We start from the raw sequence: 20,111 nt of genomic DNA, 5'->3' as shown, positions 1-20,111 counted from the left end.
TGGATGATCTGGTCGTCGTATGGATCGAAGCGGTCGGTGCGAAGTCTCAAACACCTTTGCCCGGCGTCTCAGAGGGTCAGAGCGCCGGGGATATAATTCGAATAATGATGGCCAAACGGGCATACATGGCCGCGCTTATAGGACGACCGCCATCAATGGTCCAGAGGTTCCGGCCCGTGCGGCGAATGGCGCAGTTTGGCCCACCGGTTCAGCCAAGCCAACCCGGCCAGCGCCAACCCCAAAGCCAGAAGTGAGAACACCCGGATCAATCCACCCAAACCCGATATGTCGATCAAGAATACTTTAGCTACGGCCAAACCGATTACAGCCAACCCAGCCTTGCGCATAAGGTCCGAGCGGCGAGCCAGCGACTGATAGAAAAGAACAGCGCCGATCACCAGTAAGGTCATGGTATAGGTGTAAAGCTCGGGCTGAGTTACTCCGTTGCCTCCATACATTCCGCCTGCACCTTGCCATACGTGCCGAATGGTCATCCCCAGCCAGACTACGGACAGGGTCAGGGCGACCCCGAAGCTGATTTGCTTAAGCCACAGTGGTGTCGAAGAAATCCGCCAAGCCGAAAACGCAACGGCCATCGCCGGTAACAGATAGGCAATCGCGAGCGTGTTTAAAACTGGCGGTCCCAGAACTGGATCAGCCTGTGCAGTAAGCACAGGGTTTGCCACTGTCAGCGCCTGCATGAGACGCCAGAGACCATGACCCGCGAAAAACGCAGCAAGCAGATAGCGCACAAAGTTCAACCTGCCACCCAGTTCAAAACGCTGAACCTGAGCATAGGCCAGCAGTAACCAGATCACCGACAAAAGGCCTAGGCCCCAATGGCTGTCTCTGGCTCCGCCTTCGCCAAGTCCTTCCAACCAGCGTAGCAACAGCAGCGAGAATAGAATCCCAGCAGTTGCCCAAGCGGCGCTTTCCAACAGCATCTTGGCAATCGGTCGATCGAGCGGCAGCAGCAATACCCAACCGATGATGAATCCAACCGTGGCTGTCGCATAAACCAAGGCGACTTCCGTAAGTGGTGCAGAATCTGCCCATTCCAGACCAGGGTTCAGAACCAAACGCACGGTCACCGTGAAAACCCCGGCCCAAATGAACCAACTCATCAGGGGCAAGGTGAATTTCCGGTCGAGCGCAGCGGCCACAACCACCGTTGCAACCAGAGCGATGGTCAATGCCGCCGAACTTAACACGATTACGCAGGCGAAGGTCAGACAAGACATTGCGGATAGAGCGGCCAAAGCGGGGCGCGTCCGGTTCTCTCCGTCTGCGCGCGCGAACCTTTCGGCAAGCACAACCATCATTGCCCCCAATGCGATTGCATGCAGAGCCCAAGGGTAGGCTCCGATTACATTGGCGGGGTGCCAGCTAAGCTCAAGCGCGATGGACAGGGCGGGTGCAAACACGACCGCCGCTCCGGCCCAGACCACCTTGTACTGGGTTGCCCTGAAAGATCGCCAGGCTGCCAACGCGCTAATCAAAACACCGATTGCAACAAGGACGGTGACCGCCATCGGAGCGTCAGCCTCAACCGTTTCCGCATAAGTCTGCGCAAACAAGCGTTCGGCAGGACCATGGTACATGCCTTCTGCCAGGACATAGCTAATCAGGCCCATCGAAGGGAAAATAGCCGTATCCTGCAGGGCGCGCGCATCCCTGGCCCATCCGATCAAGGCAATCACAAGAAGGACGAATAAAACCACTGACAGCCAGAAATCGGCTATTGAAGTCGCCCGAAAGACAGTGAGGAGAACAGAACTGCCCGCAACCGAGCCAAAAGCCAAACGAGTGGGAAACTCAGGCCAAGGCTCGCCCTTCTTGCGTCGAACTATTTCAGATACTGTCGATCCATCGTGATCGGGCCAGATCCTCCGATTGGGGATCGCAACCGCAACCAAAGCCAAAGCAGTTACACAAACTAGGAAAGCCGGTTGCGTGTCAGGAGATCCCGCCACGAGCAAAATGGTCGCCGCGTATGATGCAAATAGCGCCAGGAGCGAAATCCAAGCCCAGCGCCGCACGGTGTCGATCCCCAACCCCAGAACGGCGACTACAAAGAAATAGCCATAAAGCCAGCTCGGATCCTCAGAGGTTCCGCCGACCAAGAAAGGGGCTGAAAAGGCGCCGACAAGCCCGACCGCGGCCAACAGAGGGCCGTGGAACCACCCCAGAACCAGCCCCACGAGCGCAACCAGAACCATTGCGCCCAGTGCAGCCTTTGGCCCTATCAAGTCATACAGTTGTCGAGCGGCGAGTATGCCGCCAAACAACGTCACCAAACCTGCACCAGAGAAGACCGACGGCAAGTAAGCGGTTGCTGAACTTTCGTCGTCACCAAACCTGCGTCGTATGACTTCTCCTGCAACGATCAGCGCCGCGCCAAAGATCAACGCGGCAACGACACGGGCAGTCGGGGGCAACAGGCCGCTTTCGACCCCGTATTGCACAAGGAAAATACCAGCCAACGCCAGCGAGAGAGCCGAAACGGCATAGAACCAGTTCTCACGCAGCCAGCCAGTCAGCGCAGCAAGGCGATCTTCGCGGAAAACAACAGCTGCAGGAGGAGACTGCAGATGAGGCGAAACCTCGTCTGAGTCTTCTGCTTTGGCATCTTGCTTTTTGGGCGCTGACCAAGGTGCAGGTTTTGACTTTCTGTCTGGCAGTTCCGTCGGCTTTGGAGGCTGGCGACGCGTCGTGGCTGTAGGGATATCGACGCCAAATGATTGAATATGCGTCTCTAGCTGTCGAACTCTCCGGCTCAGGCGAACTTGCCCGACAATCAGAACGATTATGGCCACGGGAATGGCCAGCACAATCAAACCGATAAGAACAAGAAGTGGTTCCAAAAGGGGCTCCGAGCGGTTGCCGTGTCAGGCTATCCGAGACGTACATTCTGTAACAGTCAGAAATTGCAGCGGATTTATGCGCAACCCAACCTTTGGCCAAATCCACACAATCGCCGGTCTGGTGATCATCACCCAAATGATCATCAAAACGGCGGCAAAGGCCGGAAACCCACAGGCAAACCATGTGCGGAACAAGCAAAATGAGAGTCTGGTAACACAGTGCAGCCATCCGCAGCCGCCTGCGTGAGCTGCGACAGTTTTGACCTACGGGTGAAACAAAGATCCAACAATGTAGGCTATCGATGCTGCTGCGCCCCCGATTGCGAGCGTTTCAAAACCCGATCTCCACCAAGGAGCCAGCGACCAACGGCTCTTTAATGCTCCGATTGCAAAGAACACACCCATGGTCATCCAGGCCGAAACGACAAATGCCCGGTCAACCGAAAACAGGAAAGGCAACAAGGGCACCATGCCTGCCACGAGGAATGCCAGAAATGTTGCCATCGCCGCCTTAAGCGGATGCGGATCAACGCTGCCCAAACCATACTCTCCTTCGATCATCAGATTGATCCAGTTGTCATGATTTGCGGTTATCGCGTCGGTCGCCTCTTCCAGCACCTGGCCTGACAAACCTTTCTGCGCCAGAATTTCGCGCACTTCGAGGCGCTCCCCATCAGGATGCAAGGCGATATGGCGTTCCTCAATGGCGCGAATGCGGCGGATATTGTCCAGTTCGGCTTTCGTGCCCGAGTAATTTCCGGCGGCCATCGAAAAACCGTCCGCCAGAACATTGGCCAAACCCAGAGCTACGATGATGAAAGGTGACAGCCCTGCCCCTGCGACACCGGCCACGATGGCAAAGGTGGTGACCGATCCATCAATTCCACCATACACCACGTCGCGCAGAACACCTCGCCCCGGCGGAGAGTTAATCCGCGCGGCTATTTCCTGCTGGCTGTGTCCGTGTTCGGGCATGGCTGGCTCCACCCCCTATATGCATGGGCCAAAGCTGGGGCACTTTGCGTCAGGTCAAGTTTTCGAAAACAATCCACTTAGGGCGCGTTTTATCATTCCCCGTGTCGAGGGCTTGTGCCGGTCGGAAAACGGCAACGGACGGCAAACCTCCATCGCAGCGACACCAACCCGCGCACTTAGGGCTCCGTTGACCAGCCCTTCCCCAAAGCGCCGAGATAACTTGCTCAGGACAGATCCACCCAGCACCGGCTCCAACAAGTCGTCACCGACTGCTACAGCGCCTGTTGCAACCAAATGCACAAAGACCGCCCGGGTCAGGCGCCAACTGCCCAGAAACCCTGCACGCCCCCCATATATTTCGGCCACCCGACGGATCATCCGCAACGAGGCCGCTAGGGCGGTCACCACATCAGCCAACGCAAGCGGTACCAACGCGGTAACGGTTGCAACCTGCCGCGCGGCGGCCTCGACCTCACGGCTGGCAGCTTGATCCAATGGCGCCAACAACTCATCCTCGGCCAATGTCAGCAGGCCCGAAGCGTCAAACTGTTCACTGATCCTCTCTGACAGCCGCTCGCGACCCCAACGCGTTTCTTCCCGACCTTTGTAGAAAGCGATCAGCCGATTGGTGACCGCGCGCGCCTGTGCCAGATCGTCAGCGGCCAGCGCATCGTCTGCCGCGCGTCGCATTCCATCCACGCGGGACAACCGTCCGATAGCCGCAAGCTCTCGGATTGCGATGATCAGCGCGACCAAAACGAGCGCGCCGATCAACCCGGTCACGACCCATCCCAGAATAGGCGCACGCAACAGCAAGGAATTGACGAAATCCCACGCCGCGACCGACACAACCGCACCGACCACTGCCAGTGCGAGGCCCCAAAACCAGCGTGACAGAGCCGAGGGTTTTCGGGCTGCCAACCGAACCGCTGTTTGCATCGCCTGCCCCTGAGGCGTTTCAATGTCTGGCACCGGCGGGGCCTGAGCCACGTCCGCCTTCGGTTCCTCGGCATCTAGATCAATCAGAACCGGACCTTTAGCCATCTACAGCCCTTTCCCCAAGCCAGACATATTTGATGTCCGGCAGGTTTTCGTCATTGTCAGCCCCATCACTGCGGGCGACTTCGGCGAACCCGTTGCGTTCGTAGAACCTGCACGCACCGTGATTGGCCTGAAAAGCAAAGAGAGACAGCCGCTTCTGTTGGGACTTGGCATTATCCAACAGGCTTTGGCCGATCCCCTGACCGCGCACTTCGGGCGTTAGATACAGCGAATGAACCTCAGTACCGTTCAGGGCCAGGAACCCAACGACATTGGCATCAACCTCTGCGACAGTAACCCAATCCTGCTCTATCATGCGCCCACAAAAAGCTATGGTTTCGGCCCGAGAATGTAATTCGGGCATCCAATCGTGCTCTCGCGCAAAGCCGTGCAAAATCTCTCCGGTTGCACCGGCATCTGTGCTGCGGGCGGGGCGAAGAGTCACGGTCACAACCGATCTCCTATGAGGAATTGCGCGGCGCGATCCAATCGAATGTGCGGAGGGCCGTCGCCGGGACGCAGTGTCAGATGCGCCGGTGCGAAGGACATGAACCCAAAATCCTCACCCAGCCAACTATCCGCTCCATTTCGCGCGGGCCCCAACAGATGCGCCGGGTCTTCGGGCAAATCCCCGGGATAGAAAGCCGCCTGTTTTCCATCCAGCAAGGTGCCGCGCACGCAGGGCAATTCTGTACCGTTATGCGTCCGGATTTCTTCGGTTGTGGCGCGCAGTGCCGCCAACGACAACGCAGCCGTTTCTGCCCCAGCAAAGCTAGCCCGATCTCGAGCGTCACGTGTGAGGGCCTCCATGATGTGGGTCAGGCGAGGATGCTGCGTGTGGTGCAAATGATCAGCCTTGGTCGCTGCAAACAGGATGCGTTCAACCCGCTTTCCCAAGAGTAACTGGCTAAGCCACGCGTTTCGCCCCGGTCGAAAGGCCGAAAGGATATCGGCCATGGCGCGGCGCATATCCTCAACAGCCTGTGGTCCCTTGTGAATTGCGCCCAGCGCATCAACCAGAACGACCTGGCGGTCAATTCGGGCGAAATGATCCCGAAAGAACGGCTTAACCACCTGAGATTTATACGCCTCATACCGCCGGGCCATTTCTTTGTGCAGGCTGCGTCGTGGGGCCGGACCATCGACTGGTAGCGGTGCGAAGGTCAGAACAGGCGATCCTTCAAGATCGCCGGGCAATAAGAACCGCCCGGGTGTACAGTCATAGAATCCAGCATCCCGTGCCGCATTCAGATAATCTGCAAAGGCTTTTGCCAGAGCCTGCGCTTTGGGCTCATCATGAATTTCTGCTGCGTCCGTTGCTTTGGCTTGGTCAAGAAATTCCGCTGCCTCAGAACGCCTGGCGATACGATCCAAGGTTTCCGACGACCAATCCTCGTAGGACTTTTCTAGCAGTGCGAGATCAAGCAACCATTCACCCGGATAATCGACGATGTCCAAATGCACAGTCCGCGGCCCTTGAAGCCCCGACAGTAACCCAGCCGGCCGCGCCTTGAAGGACAGACGTAGTTCAGACACTGCACGGGTGCTATCCGGCCAGTGCGGTTGCGGCCCCGTCAAAGCGGCAAGGTGGTTTTCATAGTCGAAACGCGGCACCGTATCATCTGGCTGAGGCTGCAAATAGACGGCGTTAATCCGCCCCTCTTGCTGCGCCACAAGACCCGGCATCCGCCCCCGATCCAGCAGGTTCGCGACCAAGGAGGTGATGAAAACTGTCTTACCCGATCGCGCCAAACCCGTGACGCCCAGACGTATTACTGGCTCGAAAAGTGCTTCGGAAACGCGATCGCCAACGGATTCGACTCCGCGTACAAGACTGTCTGCCAGGGATGAGATGACCAAATTGTCGCCCCGCTTTTATCGTTTCGCTCAAGATAGGTAGAGGTCGGCAGACATACCAGCGCTTTCCCACTCTTGCCCAGCGTCACGCGGCGCGATACCAGCGGTTCATGCCTAGATACGCGCTAAAAGTCGAATACCAAGGAGCACCGTTTGCCGGATGGCAGCGGCAAAAGGAGTTGCCGTCGGTTCAGGGGGCAATCGAACAAGCCTTGTCGCGCATTCAACCCGGCGAACACACCATCGCCGCAGCTGGGCGTACCGACGCCGGCGTCCATGCGTTAGGTCAGGTCGCGCATTGTGATCTGACCAAAGAGTGGGACCCGTTTCGTCTGTCTGAAGCGTTGAATTATCATCTCAAACCGCAGCCGGTCGCGATTGTGAAAGCCGTTCGGGTAGATGACGATTGGCACGCCCGATTTTCAGCGGTGGAGCGTCAGTATCTGTTTCGCATCCTGATGCGCCGCGCCCCGGCAACCCACGACGCAGGGCAAGTCTGGCAAATCAATCACCATCTTGATGTTGACGCAATGCAGGCCGGAGCGGACATGTTGATCGGGCGGCATGATTTCACCACGTTCCGATCCTCTATTTGCCAAGCTGCCAGCCCTCTGAAAACGCTGGACGAACTGCGCGTCGAACAGGTTGAAGGTTTTTCCGGTCCCGAGGTGCGCTTTCACGTTCGCGCCCGCTCTTTCCTACACAATCAGGTCCGCAGTTTTGTCGGAACGTTAGAGCGTGTAGGCGCCGGATCATGGGCACCCGAAGATGTGCGGGACGCGTTAGAGGCTACCGATCGTGCAGCTTGCGGTCCGGTTTGTCCGCCGCAAGGCCTTTACCTCGCACGGGTCGGATACCCAAAACCTGTGTTCAGCTAGATCGCACGGAGCAATAGACCACCCGCGATCACGGCGATCAGCAAGCCCGCTACCAGTTCGATTGTCGGTGCAAGAACTCCTGCAAAGCGGGTGGCTGATGCCGAGGCCAGCAACCCACCGCGCAAACCAAACGATGTCCATCCGACTAGAGTCGTCACAGTAGCCGTACCCAGTGCCATTGCGAACGCACCGGCAATGCCGACCATCGCAATGCCCATCTGCCATGTCAGGATCAGAACAAACAAAGCACCCGTGCAGGGGCGCGCGGCGATACCGGCGATCAACAACAATGCCTCGCGCAGACTGCCGACCTGAGCCACCTCTTCGGCGGTTGGACCGTGGCGATGACCGCAATCCGAACATACCCCATCCTCATGGTCATGATGGTGGTGATCATGGTCATGATGATGGTGGCCATGCGCGTGATCGTGGGGGGTTTTTTCGCTGCGGTGTCGTTTCGCAAAGCTGCGAAGGGCCCGAAAAACCAGCCACAGGCCAATCACGGCGATGGCTCCGTAACTGATGGGTGCCATGACCTGCTCGGTGGTGCCCACAAGGCTCTCGCGGGACATTTGAAATACAAGCACCCCAGCATAGACCAGAACGATTGCAGTCACCGCCTGCCCCAAACTGGATAGCACGCTGATCGCGGATAGACGCAGAAACGCCACACGGCGACCCAAGCCGTACCCGCCGATCAGCACTTTGCCATGCCCCGGGCCGATAGCGTGAAAGAACCCATAGGCGAAGCAGACTGTCAGCAGCGTTGCGACGGCTTCGGGCTGTTCGGCCCTTGCTGCGCGCAATGATCGCGCGATCTGGTTCTGAAACTCCCGCTGCTCGCCAGCGGCCCAAGCGGCCAAGTGGTCAAAACCACCGCTACCCCAAAACCACAGCAGCAAAGCAATGGCGATGAATACAGGAACGATCAGGTATTTGGACATGTAACAAAAATTTCGGTCGCAAAGTTTTCCCCGACAAGCGGGATATCATTTTCTTCTAGATCGTAATCGGCATCCAGAGTCAGCAGAAACGCCTGCATCTGCGCAAGTTGCCCGTCGATATCGGGATCGACCCGCTTTATCTCGCAGTCTTGAGAACCCTTTACAGTCACCGGACGTGTCACTTCGTAGGCAGTGTAATAACTCTCATCAAAAGCTTTAGCCGTCAAAGCAGAGGCCGGTATAGTTCCGCCTTCGACCGCGCGCAGATGCGACGACACGATACGCCCATCCTCAGTAGTTGCGCTGGGTTCCAGCGGACCAGACAGCGTCACGGGTTCGCCTTCCGACCAGACGACCAGATCGCCATTATACCCCTCGACCCACTGCGCATCGAAACCCGCCAGAAATTGCTCTTCACTTTCAGTAAGAACACCATCTGCGTCCTGATCCAGCTTCATGTCTTCCAAGACCAGAAGCGAGTAGAACTCATCATATGCCCATGTCACACGGACATGAGTCAGTTGACCATTTTCATCCACGATGAACTCTAGCCCGGTGTCGATAAAGACATGCGGGTGAGCCATAACCGGGATCGGCAGGCAGCAGGTTAGTAAGGTCGCAATCCAACGCATGGGCAAAAGATAGGGTGTACGTCCACCACCGGCAATGCGTTTTCCTCTGAACCTGCAGAAACCGGCCCGTAGATCAGGAGGGAGGAAACAGAACTAGCGTCTGCAGTGCCGTGCCAACTGGTCCTTGCGTGTCATAAAGAACGGACTGCGACATACCGATGCCAGATGGCTGCCAGTGACACACCGAGTCCGATGCCAACCAATCCGACTCTGGCTCTCGGTGAATTTGTACGGTCAGATCAGTATTCATGAAGCCCATCTCGGTTGTCGGTGCATTCCATGAGATACCGTTGCCGCAATCCGCCAACGGGCATAGCGCTTGGATTGGCGACTGGGCTTCATCCTCTAGCAAAGCGGGGGTACGCATCCAGACGGTTTTCGGCCCAGCGCCCTGACTACCCCCTTTAGGGTACAAGATATCCGAATGGTTGGCGAAACCAGGAAGGTCGTGACGTGTTTCCCCGATGGGGAAAGGACCAGCCACAGCATCATCCAGCCGTGGTGGAGGCATTTCGATGTTCGGAACGGGCCCGAGATTTCGACGAACCATGTGCATGGTCGTCGCCGTGGCACACAAGGTATCGTCCAGATCGTGAACCGTAACCCGCGTTGTCGCCAGCGTTTTCGTGTGACGAGTCGTTTCTGCGGCCACACGCAAGCCTGCCAATGGCAGAGGGCGCAGCAGATCTACCGTGAGCCGTGTCAGCATTTTTTCAGGACCAACTTCGGTTTCGGCTGCACGCACGATCAGCCCACTCACCGGCCCTGCGTGGCAGTGATCGGCTGACCAAGGACCGCGCGCTGGATCGTTAGCAACAAACGCTCCGTCGTCACGCAGGTGAAAATACGCCGGTCGGTTCGGAGCAGGCTCCAGAGCCATGTTCACACCTTCTCCTGTGTATGCTTCTTTAGCTCGGCCCGCGCCACCTGACGGCGGTGCACGGCATCAGGACCATCTGCAAGTCGCAGAGTCCTTACATGGGTCCAGGCAGAGGCCAACGGTGTATCCTGGCTCACACCCTGGGCGCCGAACATCTGCGCGGCCTCATCGATCACTTTTAGTGCAACCCGAGGTGCAATCACCTTGATCTGGCTAATCCAAGGGGCAGCTGCGCGTGCATCCCCCTGATCCATGTACCAGGCCGCTTTCAGGCAAAGCAGGCGGGCCATTTCTATCTCCATCCGGCATTCAGCGATGATGTCGTAGTTTGCCCCTAGTTGCGCCAGCTTCTTACCAAACGCCTCACGCTGAAGGGACCGTTTGCACATCTGCTCCAAAGCGATTTCGGCCTGACCAATGGCGCGCATACAATGGTGGATACGCCCGGGCCCAAGACGACCCTGAGCAATCTCGAAACCGCGTCCCTCACCCAACAGAATGTTTTCGGCAGGCACCCGAACGTCCGTGAAACGTATATGCATATGGCCGTGCGGTGCATCGTCGTGCCCGTACACTTCCATCGGGCGCAGAACCTCGATGCCCGGGGCATCGGCCGGAACGACAATCATTGACTGACGTTTGTGTTTAGGCTGCTCGTCTCCCGCAGTACGCACCATCACGATGTAAACCTTGCAGCGCGGATCACCTGCGCCAGAAGACCACCATTTTTCACCGTTCAGAACATAGTGATCCCCGTCCCGCTCACAGGACATGGCGACATTCGTTGCATCAGATGAGGCCACATCCGGCTCGGTCATCAGGTAAGCCGACCGAATCTCACCCTCAAGCAAGGGTTTCAGCCAGTCGTCCTTCATCTGCTCGGTGCCGTAGCGCTCGAACACTTCCATGTTGCCCGTATCTGGAGCCGAACAATTGAACACTTCAGCGCCCAAAGGGGTTTTGCCCATCTCTTCCGCAAAGTAGGCATATTCGACCGTGCTCAATCCCGGTCCCTTTTCGCTATCGGTCAGCCAAAAATTCCACAACCCCGCCGCTTTGGCCTTGGCTTTCAGACCTTCAAGGATTTCAGCCTGCCGCGCCGTGTACTGCCAACGGTCGCCTTTGTTTATTTCGGCCTGGTATTCTTGTTCCAACGGCATGATGTCGTTGCGGATCATCTCCACCACCCGGTCCAGCAAAGCACGGCTTTGATCTCGCAAGCCAAATGACATGTTCATGGGTTTTCCTCCTCGAACCCGGCGACCGGGCTTTACCTTTGAGCCGAGAATGACTTAGCTGCGATGACGATGTCCAGTTAGGTGACGGAACGTCAATACAATCAAAATGAAACACAGGAGGCGCAGATGGCGTTGTTGATCGAAACCGGGCTGAGCGATTGGATCAGTGACGATGACATCGCCCGAGAGGTGCGGCGGCTTTATCCGAACCTAGATGTCCGGACTCCGGCGACACTCGGGGATGCCGGCGACATCAAGATGGTCGCCGTTGTTGGTCTTAGCGATGATCATCCGAAACGCCTGCCCAACCTTCAACTGGTGCAAAAACTGGGGGCCGGAGTGGAAACGATCGTCAGCAATCCGAACCTGCCAGAACATGTTCGTATAGCCCGTCTGAAACCCGACGCGCCTGCACAGGGCATAGCTGAGTGGTTTGTGGCCTATGTTCTGCACCACCAAAGGCACATGGCGTTTCATGAGGCGTCTCAACGCCGCGCGGAATGGGTGCCCAAGGCACCAATCTATTCTCCTGAAACCATCGTTGGTGTTCTTGGGCTTGGGCACATCGGTGCGCGCAGTGCCAAGATGCTGCGCGCGGTTGGCTTTCAGGTAAAGGGTTGGAGCCGTTCACCCAAGCAAATTGACGGTGTTACCTGTATGCACGGTGATGCCGCTCTGCCAGAGCTATTGGGACAGTGCGACCATGTTTGTGCGATCCTGCCATCGACACCGCAGACCATCGGTTTGTTCGACGCAAATATGCTGGCAGCCATGAAACCCGGCAGTCGCCTGCTGAACGCAGGGCGCGGAGATTTGATCGACGAATCCGCTTTGATCGCAGCTTTGGACAAGGGTATTCCCGGCCATGCGGTTCTGGATGTGACATCAACAGAACCGCTGCCGTCCGACAGCCCACTCTGGGCGCATCCCGGCGTTACGATAACGCCCCACGTGTCGGGTTGGCACTTGGGCGAGGCCCTTGCGGACGTAGGCGAGAATTTTCAACGGCTGAGTACAGGCGCACCCTTGTTGCACGAAGTCGACCGGGCGCGCGGGTACTAGAGACGGATTACGGAGTCAGGATCCAATTCCCGCCAGCGTCACGGCATCTGCGGGTCCTGACTTCGCGCGTTCCCTCGGCATCAGCAGGCTGAATGAAATGCTGTAAGTGCACACAATTGTCACGGACGTCGCGAACGCGGATGGTGCCTTTGGAGCCGGTTGCCTCGTTCGCCCACGCACGTTCTGTACCTACCTGCGGCACACCACCTGCCAGCATTGCGTCCGCGGTCGCATTTACCACATTAAAATCCTCGGGGCTTAGTCCCATTTCTGAGATGATTCGAGACAAAGGTTTCGCCTGTACGCTTGCGGCCATTCCCAATACGGCTACTGCCACTAGTGTTGAAGAAATCCAGGCTTTCATGATCGCCTTACCTCGCTGAAATAGATTTGCATTCAAGATTATACTGGCAAAGGACAAGGGCCAAGCCCTGTCAAACGACCTTCAAATTATCCCGAACAAACCTATTGGAACTCTGCCGCTAGGACAGATCTTACAATCCGCTCATAGTGCCCAAATCACTAAACAGAGGCACCCACATGGCAAATTCCACCTATTACGCGCCCACAGGCGGACATCCCGGTCAGGACCAACTTTTAACTGATCGCGCCATGTTTACAGACGCTTATGCAGTGATCCCCAAAGGTACGATGCGCGACATCGTCACCAGCTTTCTGCCGTTTTGGGAAAAAACCCGCCTTTGGGTACTGTCCCGTCCGCTCAGCGGATTTGCCGAAACCTTCTCGCAATACATCATGGAGGTTCAGCCCGGCGGCGGCAGCGACCAACCTGAAACCGATCCACTGGCACAAGGTGTTTTGTTCGTTGTCGAAGGTGCAGTGACGCTGACACTGAGTGGTAAAGTCCATGAGTTAGATACCGGGGGGTATGCCTACATACCGGCGGGCTCTGACTGGACCCTGCACAATCGCTCAGAAGAAACAGCTCGTTTCCACTGGGTCCGCAAAGCGTACGAGGCCATCCCGGGCCTGCCAGCCCCGGATCCAATCATCACGAACGAACGTGATGTTGCCCCTGTTGAGATGCCCGGCACCGAAGGACGCTGGTCCACAACACGTTTCGCCGATCCTAATGACCTGCGTCACGACATGCATGTGAACATCGTCAATTTCGAACCAGGTGGCGTGATCCCTTTTGCTGAGACCCACGTCATGGAGCACGGTCTTTATGTGCTGGAAGGCAAGGCTGTCTACCGTCTAAATCAGGATTGGGTCGAGGTAGAAGCCGGGGATTACATGTGGCTGCGCGCTTTTTGCCCTCAGGCCTGTTACGCGGGCGGACCCGGGCGGTTTCGCTATCTGCTCTACAAAGATGTGAACCGGCACATGCCCCTGACTTTATCCAAACGCTGAGCCCAAAACGGCTTTTTCCTGCTCAGGGGTTCACAGAACCGCATGAATCTGGTGAAATAACATCGGTTTTTTAGCACTGGAGATTGTTCAATGGTACTGCGTGGATCGATGCTGGCACTGGCAGCTGTAGTTGGCCTGACGGCTTTTGAGGCGACACCCGTTGCCGCGAGAGAGGAAACCAAGTCGGTTTTTGTCATGAGCCGTACTTGGGCCGTAACGCAGGTTTCTGACTCTCCGGTCGTGTATCGCGCCACGCGTGACAACAACAATCTCAACCCCTTTGGGCCTCCGCCGCGCCTGCGGACCATTCAGGCTATGGCGGCCATCCAGCAGGCCACTGGGTGCAAGCCGATCAGAGCTAGCATGTACCAGAACATTTCAGGCCAATTCTTCTCGCAGGTCAGCTGCAACTGATCTCAGGTCGAAACGACCATTGAGGTCTGAACAACGCGCTGCCATAGCTTGCGCATGAAACTTGCGATCAACGGATTCGGCCGCATAGGCCGCACGATCCTGCGGCAGCTTCTGGCTTTGCCGCTGGGTGAGGATATTGAGCTGGTGCTGATCAACGACATCGCACCGCTGGACACTTGCGCCTATCTTTTCAAGTACGACAGTACCTTTGGCCCTTACCCCGGTACGGTTGATACCGGGGACGGTACCCTTGTTGTAAACGATCACGCCATCCCTGTGACACACAGCCCAGACCTTTCTCGTGTGGATCTAACAGGTGTTGATGTCCTGATGGATTGCACAGGCGTCGCACGTACGTCAGACGTCGCCGGTCAGGGTCTCACCGCCGGAGCAGGCAAGGTCTTGATCTCAGGCCCCTCACCCGCCACCGAAGTGACCATCGTCCTTGGAGCCAACGAAGCCCAACTGGGAAATGCTCGGATCGTTTCAAACGCATCCTGCACCACGAATGGGCTTGCGCCATTGGTCAAGGTTCTGGATGGCATCGGGGGCATAGCTTCGGCCCATATGACCACCATTCACTGCTACACCAACAGCCAGCCGATGGTCGACGCACCGCGCGGTGATCTCGCTCGATCCCGCGCAGGGGCCTTGTCTATGGTTCCGACAACAACCAGCGCCACACACTTGATTGATGAGGTCATGCCGCACCTTGCAGGGCGCATTTCGGGCGCGGCTGTACGTGTTCCTACAGCCAGCGTCTCAGCGGTTGATCTGATCGTAACGCTGGATCGCGCCATGTCTGCATCAGACTTTGAAGGAGAACTTCGCAACGCCGTCAAAGCGTCGCCTGTGCTGGGTTGGACAGACCAACCTCTTGTTTCTTCCGATTTGAGAACCCGCCCGGAATCTTTGGTTATTGCAGGTCCTGAAATGCGCGTGGTCGGGGATCACCAGTTTCGGGTCTTTGGATGGTACGATAATGAATGGGGTTTCTCTGCCCGTATGATCGACGTTGCCCGTCTAATGGCGCAACCCTAAAGCCACGCACCCGCAGCGGGCGGGCTCGCCCGCGCGCTGCTTGGCCCAACTGGTGCCGAGCATCTTTGATGCGACAAAACCAAGCGGGAGAACCGGTATCAGCCGGATACCACCTCATAGGGGTCGCCGAACCAGAATTCCTCTAGGTTGGCGCCCTCACCGATCCTATCGACAACCGCAAAGAGGCCCGGACCGTGTAACGGCGTCAGCACTCCGTGCCATGTACCTCTGCGGTAATTCACTGCCTGACCCGGCGCAGTCACAAAAGCCTGCGGCTCACCCGGTTGCCCATCTACGTCCGGCGCCACTACCACCAAAAATGACTGGTGGGTCATCGGGATAAAGGCCTGACTGCCGTCCGGGTGCCTTTCGACCATATCCAACCGATAGGGCAAGGCACGTGGGTTTGCATTGAACAAACTGATCCCCGCGCGGCCGTCAGAAAAATCCAGTCCCGCGCGGTCGTGGTATCGCCCACACTGCCCCTGATTGATAATCTTGTCCGCTTCACCAGCGACTTCGATCACATCCCCAAAAGGAGCAAATGCGTCTGCGCTGAGCGGTAAGGCGACTATCTTGCGGGTCATGAGGGCAGTACATCCCCAAGGCGGAATTCGGCGATACGCTCAACCTGTCGGCATGCCTCAGCGAATTCTATGTCGCGGTCCTGCTCGATCCGGCGTTGAAAGGCCTGCTGGATGGACGCCTTGTCGTGATCGCGTACTGCGATGATGAACGGAAACCCGAACTTCTCGGTGTAACGTTGGTTCAGATCGGTGAATGAAGCGCGCTCGTCATCCGTCAAAGCATCCAAACCGGCCGAGGCTTGCTCGGACGTGCTTTCCTGCGTCAGACGCTTTGCTTGTGCCAGCTTACCTGCCAAATCGGGGTGCGCGGTCAGTACGCCAAGACGTTCTTTTTCCGTGGCTGACCGGAAAATACGCGTCAAAGCGTTATGCAATCCGCCGGCTGTATCGTGTGCTGGACCAAGCTCCAGATCATAAGCCCGCTCAGCGATCCATGCGGAATGCTCAAAGATTCCGCCATAAGCAGTGACAAAAGCCTCGCGGTCCATCTGTGAGGGCTTCGGGTGCTGTACGGGTGGATGTTGCGCCGCCCAGTGTTCAGCGATCTGTAACCGGGTCGCGAACCAGACGTCCGAAAACCCGCGCGCGTAGTCCAGGAAGCGCTTGAGCGCCATGACCCGTCCCGGGCGTCCGATCAGGCGGCAATGTAGACCGATCGACAGCATCTTTGGCGCGCCAGCTTCACCTTCGGCATACAGTGCGTCAAAGCTGTCCTTTAGGTAGCTGTAAAACTGATCGCCAGAGTTGAAGCCCTGTGGCGTCGCAAAACGCATGTCGTTGCAGTCCAGCGTATACGGCACAATCAATTGGTCCCGCCCATCGACCTGCATCCAATAGGGCAGATCGTCGGAATAGGTGTCGGCCACATAGGCGAAACCGCCCTCCTCGGCCACCAGCCTGACGGTGTTTTCGGAACAGCGCCCAGTGTACCAGCCCTTTGGTCGCTCACCCACCACTTCGGCATGCAGACGAATGGCTTCGGCGATTTGAGCGCGCTCATCCTCTGCGGCCATGTCCTTGTGTTCGACCCATTTCAAGCCGTGGCTCGCAATTTCCCATCCAGCGGACTTCATCGCCGCTACCTGATCCGGCGAACGGGCCAGAGCAGTAGCCACGCCGTAAACTGTAATCGGAAGGTCCTGCATCAACCGATGCAAACGCCAGAACCCAGCCCGCGATCCATACTCATAGATCGACTCCATGTTCCAATGGCGCTGACCTGGCCATTGCGCAGCCCCAACGATTTCAGACAGGAACGCCTCAGACGCGGCATCCCCGTGAAGTACGCAATTTTCACCGCCTTCTTCGTAGTTCAGCACGATCTGGACGGCTAGCTTGGCACCGCCTGGCCATTTGGCATCCGGCGGATTTGCTCCGTATCCAATCATGTCGCGCGGGTAACGAGGTGGCTGCATGGTGTCTTCCAGTCTGAGTTTTTTGACAGGTTTATCCTAGAAATGTGCTGATGATTATCAAATCAATCCGAACGCTGTTTCCGGTTCTTTCGGCATTTCCACTGTTTTGAACTTTGCGCCAGACTGTGACAAACCAAATTTGGCACATCAAAAGGAGAAACCGGTGGCAGGCTATCTGACAACTCATGTTCTGGACACGGCGCGCGGTTGCCCCGCAGAAGGTCTAAAGATTGCACTCTACCGGGTGTCCGGAAACTCTCACCAAAAGCTGGCCGAGATGGAAACCAACGCCGACGGGCGCACCAACAGCCCGATCCTGCCGCAGGACGAATTCGAAACCGGATCCTACGAGCTGGTCTTTTTTGCCGGAGATTATCTGCGCGCGACCGGTCAGGATGGGGATGAACCTTTGTTTCTGGATCAAGTTCCGATCCGTTTCGGCATGTCCGACCCCGAGGCCCATTACCACGTGCCCCTACTGCTGTCGCCATACGGTTATTCAACATACCGCGGCAGCTGACGCGTCAGGTTTCGGCCTGTCGCACCACTTTGCCCATCCGCTCAATCATGAAATCCATGAACAGGCGCGCCTTTGGGTCTTGATGGCGGCGGTGCGTATACAGGCAGGCCATCTGAACGGATACCGGCGGCGTTTCCTGCGCCACCGGCACCAGACGGCCCGATTTCAAATGCTCAGCCACCTCAAACACCGGTTTCATGGCAATGCCCTGCCCCGAAAGCGCCCAATCTGTCAGCACGTCGCCGTCATCACATTCAAAGCGCCCAGACACGGCGAAACGTTTCGGGCCATCAGAAGTTTCCAACATCCACTGAAACTCGGTCGCGCCAGGAAAACGCAGATTGAGACATTCGTGTTTGTCCGCAATCAGGTCCGCACCCTTTTGCGGCATCCCTTTGCGCTTAACGTAATCCGGTGCCGCGCAGAGTACGCGTTGGCAATCTGCGATTTTTCGAATGCGCAAGGTGCTGTCCTCTGGCTGACCGATGAAAAACGCCAGATCCAACCCTTCGGTCGTCAGGTCCACTGACCGGTCCGTCAGTCGTAATCGCACATCAATTTCAGGATATTCTGACAGAAAATCAGGCACATGCGGGGCAAGCAACCGCCGCCCAACGCCCAATGGAGCCGCGACAAACAGCGAACCACGCGGTGCTTCGGTCAGATGCACAACCTGCGCTTCGGCTTCATCCACCGCGTCCAGAACTGCAACAGCACCCGGATAAAACGCGCGGCCTTGCTCGGTCGGAGTGAGGTTCCTTGTGGTCCGCTGAAACAGGCGGACGCTCAGATGATCTTCCAGCTGCGAAATGCGCGCCGAAGTCACCGCAGGCGAAATCCTCAGGTCGCGCCCAGCAGCGGACATGCTGCCCAAGTCATAAACCCTGACGAAGGTTCGTATGTTGTCGAGGTAGGACATCTTTTCGTTTTTTTTGATACAGTTTGACAATATACGGGAATACCGAAGAAAAGCCCGTTTGCCTAGTGTGGCGGCAACCTATCGGAGAAAGCTCTCATGTTCGAATTCGCCGTGTTCTGGGATTGGATGGCTTTTGCCGTGCGCTGGCTGCACGTCATCACTGCGATCGCCTGGATCGGATCATCATTTTATTTCATTGCGCTGGACCTCGGCCTGAACCGCGACATCCCCGGCCCGGCGGATGGCGAGGAATGGCAAGTGCACGGCGGTGGTTTCTACCACATCCAGAAATATCTGGTTGCGCCGGAACGGATGCCGGATCACCTGACGTGGTTCAAATGGGAAAGCTATGCGACCTGGCTCAGCGGCGCGGGCCTATTGATGATCATCTATTGGGTCGGCGGCGAGCTTTACCTTATCGACGCAGAAAAAGCCGATCTGGCGCTGTGGCAGGGCATTCTGATTTCGGCTGCGTCGCTGACCGTTGGCTGGCTGGTCTATGACTTCCTCTGCAAATCCGGTCTGGGCGAGCGCCCGACCCTGCTGATGGTCCTGTTGTTTGTCCTACTGGTAGCAATGGGCTGGGGCTATAACCAGATTTTCACCGGCCGCGCGATGATGCTGCATCTGGGTGCTTTCACCGCAACGATCATGACAGCAAACGTGTTCTTCATCATCATGCCGAACCAGCGGATCGTAGTGGACGACCTCAAGAACGGCCGCACACCGGACCCGAAGTACGGCAAGATCGCCAAGCTGCGGTCTACCCACAACAACTATCTGACTCTGCCCGTCGTGTTCCTGATGCTGTCGAACCACTACCCGCTGGCTTTCGCCACAGAGTACAACTGGATCATTGCAGCACTCGTTTTCCTGATGGGCGTTACGATCCGGCATTACTTCAACACCCGCCACGCACGCGCAGGAAACCCCACTTGGACGTGGCTCGCGACGGCTCTGCTGTTTATTGCCATCATGTGGCTGTCCACGGCCCCGATGTACAAACCAGTAGAAGAGGCAGAGGCCCTGCCGCTGACGCCTTATGAACAGAAATTCGCGTCAGCAGACGGCTTCGAAGAAGCGCATGACATTGTCATGGGGCGTTGCTCGATGTGCCACGCGCGCGAGCCGGTTTGGGAGGGTATCCTATGGGCACCCAAGGGTGTCTTGCTTGAAACCGAGGGTGACATTGCCCGAAACGCCAAGCAAATCTATCTGCAGGCGGGCGTCAGCCACGCCATGCCGCCAGCCAATGTGACATACATGGAACCCGAAGATCGCGACGCGATCATCCGTTGGTTCCGCAACGCCGGGTCCTGAAACAGGGGCCAGTCGGGCACACAGTCGGTTAATTCGACACCTCTTTCGATAATCCCTTTCCCTGTATCGCATGTGATGCTCTAAAGTGAATGTAATCAGCCGTCGCAATCCAAAAGATGGCGAAATCGATTTCGACTTGGGGCAGTTGGA

Annotated in this window: 20 protein-coding genes; 7 read left to right on the top strand and 13 right to left on the bottom strand. The window is 57.1% G+C overall.

Features of this window, described 5'->3' with window-relative positions; translation table 11 throughout:
• Nucleotides 1–152 precede the first annotated feature (152 nt).
• From ACR0EO_RS13305 to ACR0EO_RS13285, 5 genes are all read right to left on the bottom strand, one after another.
• Nucleotides 153–2,864, bottom strand: a complete 2,712-nt coding sequence (locus ACR0EO_RS13305) for a DUF2339 domain-containing protein (protein WP_480690654.1) — start codon at nucleotides 2,862–2,864, stop codon at nucleotides 153–155.
• Between the two features lie 264 nt (nucleotides 2,865–3,128).
• Complete coding sequence (locus ACR0EO_RS13300; RefSeq protein WP_480690652.1) at nucleotides 3,129–3,839, bottom strand: VIT1/CCC1 transporter family protein; 711 nt, start codon at nucleotides 3,837–3,839, stop codon at nucleotides 3,129–3,131.
• A 54-nt stretch (nucleotides 3,840–3,893) separates the two neighbouring features.
• Nucleotides 3,894–4,883 carry a YcjF family protein gene (locus tag ACR0EO_RS13295; protein WP_480690650.1) on the bottom strand — a complete coding sequence of 330 codons (990 nt, stop codon included), beginning with the start codon at nucleotides 4,881–4,883 and terminating at the stop codon, nucleotides 3,894–3,896.
• Complete coding sequence (locus ACR0EO_RS13290) at nucleotides 4,876–5,331, bottom strand: N-acetyltransferase family protein (RefSeq protein WP_480690649.1); 456 nt, start codon at nucleotides 5,329–5,331, stop codon at nucleotides 4,876–4,878. Before ACR0EO_RS13290 ends, ACR0EO_RS13295 begins: the two co-directional genes overlap by 8 nt.
• Nucleotides 5,328–6,740, bottom strand: a complete 1,413-nt coding sequence (locus tag ACR0EO_RS13285) for a YcjX family GTP-binding protein (RefSeq protein ID WP_480690647.1) — start codon at nucleotides 6,738–6,740, stop codon at nucleotides 5,328–5,330. The genes ACR0EO_RS13290 and ACR0EO_RS13285 overlap by 4 nt, the downstream gene beginning before the upstream one ends.
• A 107-nt stretch (nucleotides 6,741–6,847) precedes the next feature.
• On the opposite strand from ACR0EO_RS13285, the gene truA reads away from it, so the two are divergent.
• The gene (gene truA / locus ACR0EO_RS13280; RefSeq protein WP_480690645.1) at nucleotides 6,848–7,615 is read left to right on the top strand and encodes a tRNA pseudouridine(38-40) synthase TruA; all 768 of its coding nucleotides are present in this window, start codon (nucleotides 6,848–6,850) and stop codon (nucleotides 7,613–7,615) included.
• Here the strand turns inward: truA and ACR0EO_RS13275 are convergent.
• From ACR0EO_RS13275 to ACR0EO_RS13260, 4 genes are all read right to left on the bottom strand, one after another.
• The gene (locus ACR0EO_RS13275; protein ID WP_480690643.1) at nucleotides 7,612–8,559 is read right to left on the bottom strand and encodes a nickel/cobalt transporter; all 948 of its coding nucleotides are present in this window, start codon (nucleotides 8,557–8,559) and stop codon (nucleotides 7,612–7,614) included. The two genes, truA and ACR0EO_RS13275, sit on opposite strands and share 4 nt — an antisense overlap.
• Complete coding sequence (locus ACR0EO_RS13270) at nucleotides 8,544–9,191, bottom strand: DUF1007 family protein (RefSeq protein ID WP_480690641.1); 648 nt, start codon at nucleotides 9,189–9,191, stop codon at nucleotides 8,544–8,546. The genes ACR0EO_RS13275 and ACR0EO_RS13270 overlap by 16 nt, the downstream gene beginning before the upstream one ends.
• Nucleotides 9,192–9,264: 73 nt before the next feature.
• Nucleotides 9,265–10,071, bottom strand: coding sequence for a thioesterase family protein (locus ACR0EO_RS13265; RefSeq protein ID WP_480690640.1), 807 nt, complete (start codon nucleotides 10,069–10,071; stop codon nucleotides 9,265–9,267).
• Between the two features lie 2 nt (nucleotides 10,072–10,073).
• Complete coding sequence (locus ACR0EO_RS13260; protein ID WP_480690638.1) at nucleotides 10,074–11,309, bottom strand: acyl-CoA dehydrogenase family protein; 1,236 nt, start codon at nucleotides 11,307–11,309, stop codon at nucleotides 10,074–10,076.
• Nucleotides 11,310–11,435: 126 nt separating this feature from the next.
• Here ACR0EO_RS13260 and ACR0EO_RS13255 point away from each other — a divergent pair, with 126 nt between their 5' ends.
• Nucleotides 11,436–12,371 (top strand): 2-hydroxyacid dehydrogenase, encoded by a 936-nt coding sequence (locus tag ACR0EO_RS13255; protein ID WP_480690636.1) that lies wholly within the window; start codon nucleotides 11,436–11,438, stop codon nucleotides 12,369–12,371.
• A gap of 7 nt (nucleotides 12,372–12,378) precedes the next feature.
• Here ACR0EO_RS13255 and ACR0EO_RS13250 read toward each other — a convergent pair whose 3' ends face one another.
• Complete coding sequence (locus ACR0EO_RS13250) at nucleotides 12,379–12,735, bottom strand: hypothetical protein (protein ID WP_480690634.1); 357 nt, start codon at nucleotides 12,733–12,735, stop codon at nucleotides 12,379–12,381.
• Nucleotides 12,736–12,911: 176 nt separating this feature from the next.
• On the opposite strand from ACR0EO_RS13250, the gene ACR0EO_RS13245 reads away from it, so the two are divergent.
• From ACR0EO_RS13245 to ACR0EO_RS13235, 3 genes are all read left to right on the top strand, one after another.
• Nucleotides 12,912–13,745, top strand: coding sequence for a bifunctional allantoicase/(S)-ureidoglycine aminohydrolase (locus ACR0EO_RS13245; protein WP_480690632.1), 834 nt, complete (start codon nucleotides 12,912–12,914; stop codon nucleotides 13,743–13,745).
• A 90-nt stretch (nucleotides 13,746–13,835) separates the two neighbouring features.
• Nucleotides 13,836–14,159, top strand: coding sequence for a hypothetical protein (locus ACR0EO_RS13240; RefSeq protein WP_480690630.1), 324 nt, complete (start codon nucleotides 13,836–13,838; stop codon nucleotides 14,157–14,159).
• 54 nt (nucleotides 14,160–14,213) lie between these two features.
• A complete protein-coding gene (locus ACR0EO_RS13235) occupies nucleotides 14,214–15,200 on the top strand; it encodes a type I glyceraldehyde-3-phosphate dehydrogenase (RefSeq protein WP_480690628.1) in 987 nt (328 codons plus the stop codon).
• Nucleotides 15,201–15,298: 98 nt separating this feature from the next.
• On the opposite strand, the gene ACR0EO_RS13230 is transcribed toward ACR0EO_RS13235, so the two are convergent.
• Nucleotides 15,299–15,787, bottom strand: a complete 489-nt coding sequence (locus ACR0EO_RS13230) for an ureidoglycolate lyase (RefSeq protein ID WP_480690626.1) — start codon at nucleotides 15,785–15,787, stop codon at nucleotides 15,299–15,301.
• On the bottom strand, nucleotides 15,784–17,202 hold the full coding sequence (gene puuE / locus ACR0EO_RS13225; RefSeq protein WP_480690624.1) for an allantoinase PuuE: 1,419 nt from the start codon (nucleotides 17,200–17,202) through the stop codon (nucleotides 15,784–15,786). The genes ACR0EO_RS13230 and puuE overlap by 4 nt, the downstream gene beginning before the upstream one ends.
• 163 nt (nucleotides 17,203–17,365) lie before the next feature.
• Here puuE and uraH point away from each other — a divergent pair, with 163 nt between their 5' ends.
• The gene (gene uraH, locus ACR0EO_RS13220; protein ID WP_480690622.1) at nucleotides 17,366–17,722 is read left to right on the top strand and encodes a hydroxyisourate hydrolase; all 357 of its coding nucleotides are present in this window, start codon (nucleotides 17,366–17,368) and stop codon (nucleotides 17,720–17,722) included.
• Between the two features lie 4 nt (nucleotides 17,723–17,726).
• Here the strand turns inward: uraH and ACR0EO_RS13215 are convergent, their stop codons facing one another.
• Nucleotides 17,727–18,641, bottom strand: a complete 915-nt coding sequence (locus tag ACR0EO_RS13215; RefSeq protein WP_480690620.1) for a LysR family transcriptional regulator — start codon at nucleotides 18,639–18,641, stop codon at nucleotides 17,727–17,729.
• 96 nt (nucleotides 18,642–18,737) lie between these two features.
• Here ACR0EO_RS13215 and ACR0EO_RS13210 point away from each other — a divergent pair, with 96 nt between their 5' ends.
• Nucleotides 18,738–19,961: a urate hydroxylase PuuD gene (locus ACR0EO_RS13210; RefSeq protein WP_480690619.1), complete on the top strand. Its 1,224-nt coding sequence runs from the start codon at nucleotides 18,738–18,740 to the stop codon at nucleotides 19,959–19,961.
• The last annotated feature ends 150 nt before the right edge of the window (nucleotides 19,962–20,111 follow it).

The organism is Ruegeria sp. BE9 (assembly GCF_056538765.1).
Note: the sequence above shows the minus strand (reverse complement) of the source record. Positions and strands in the feature narration are given on the sequence as shown.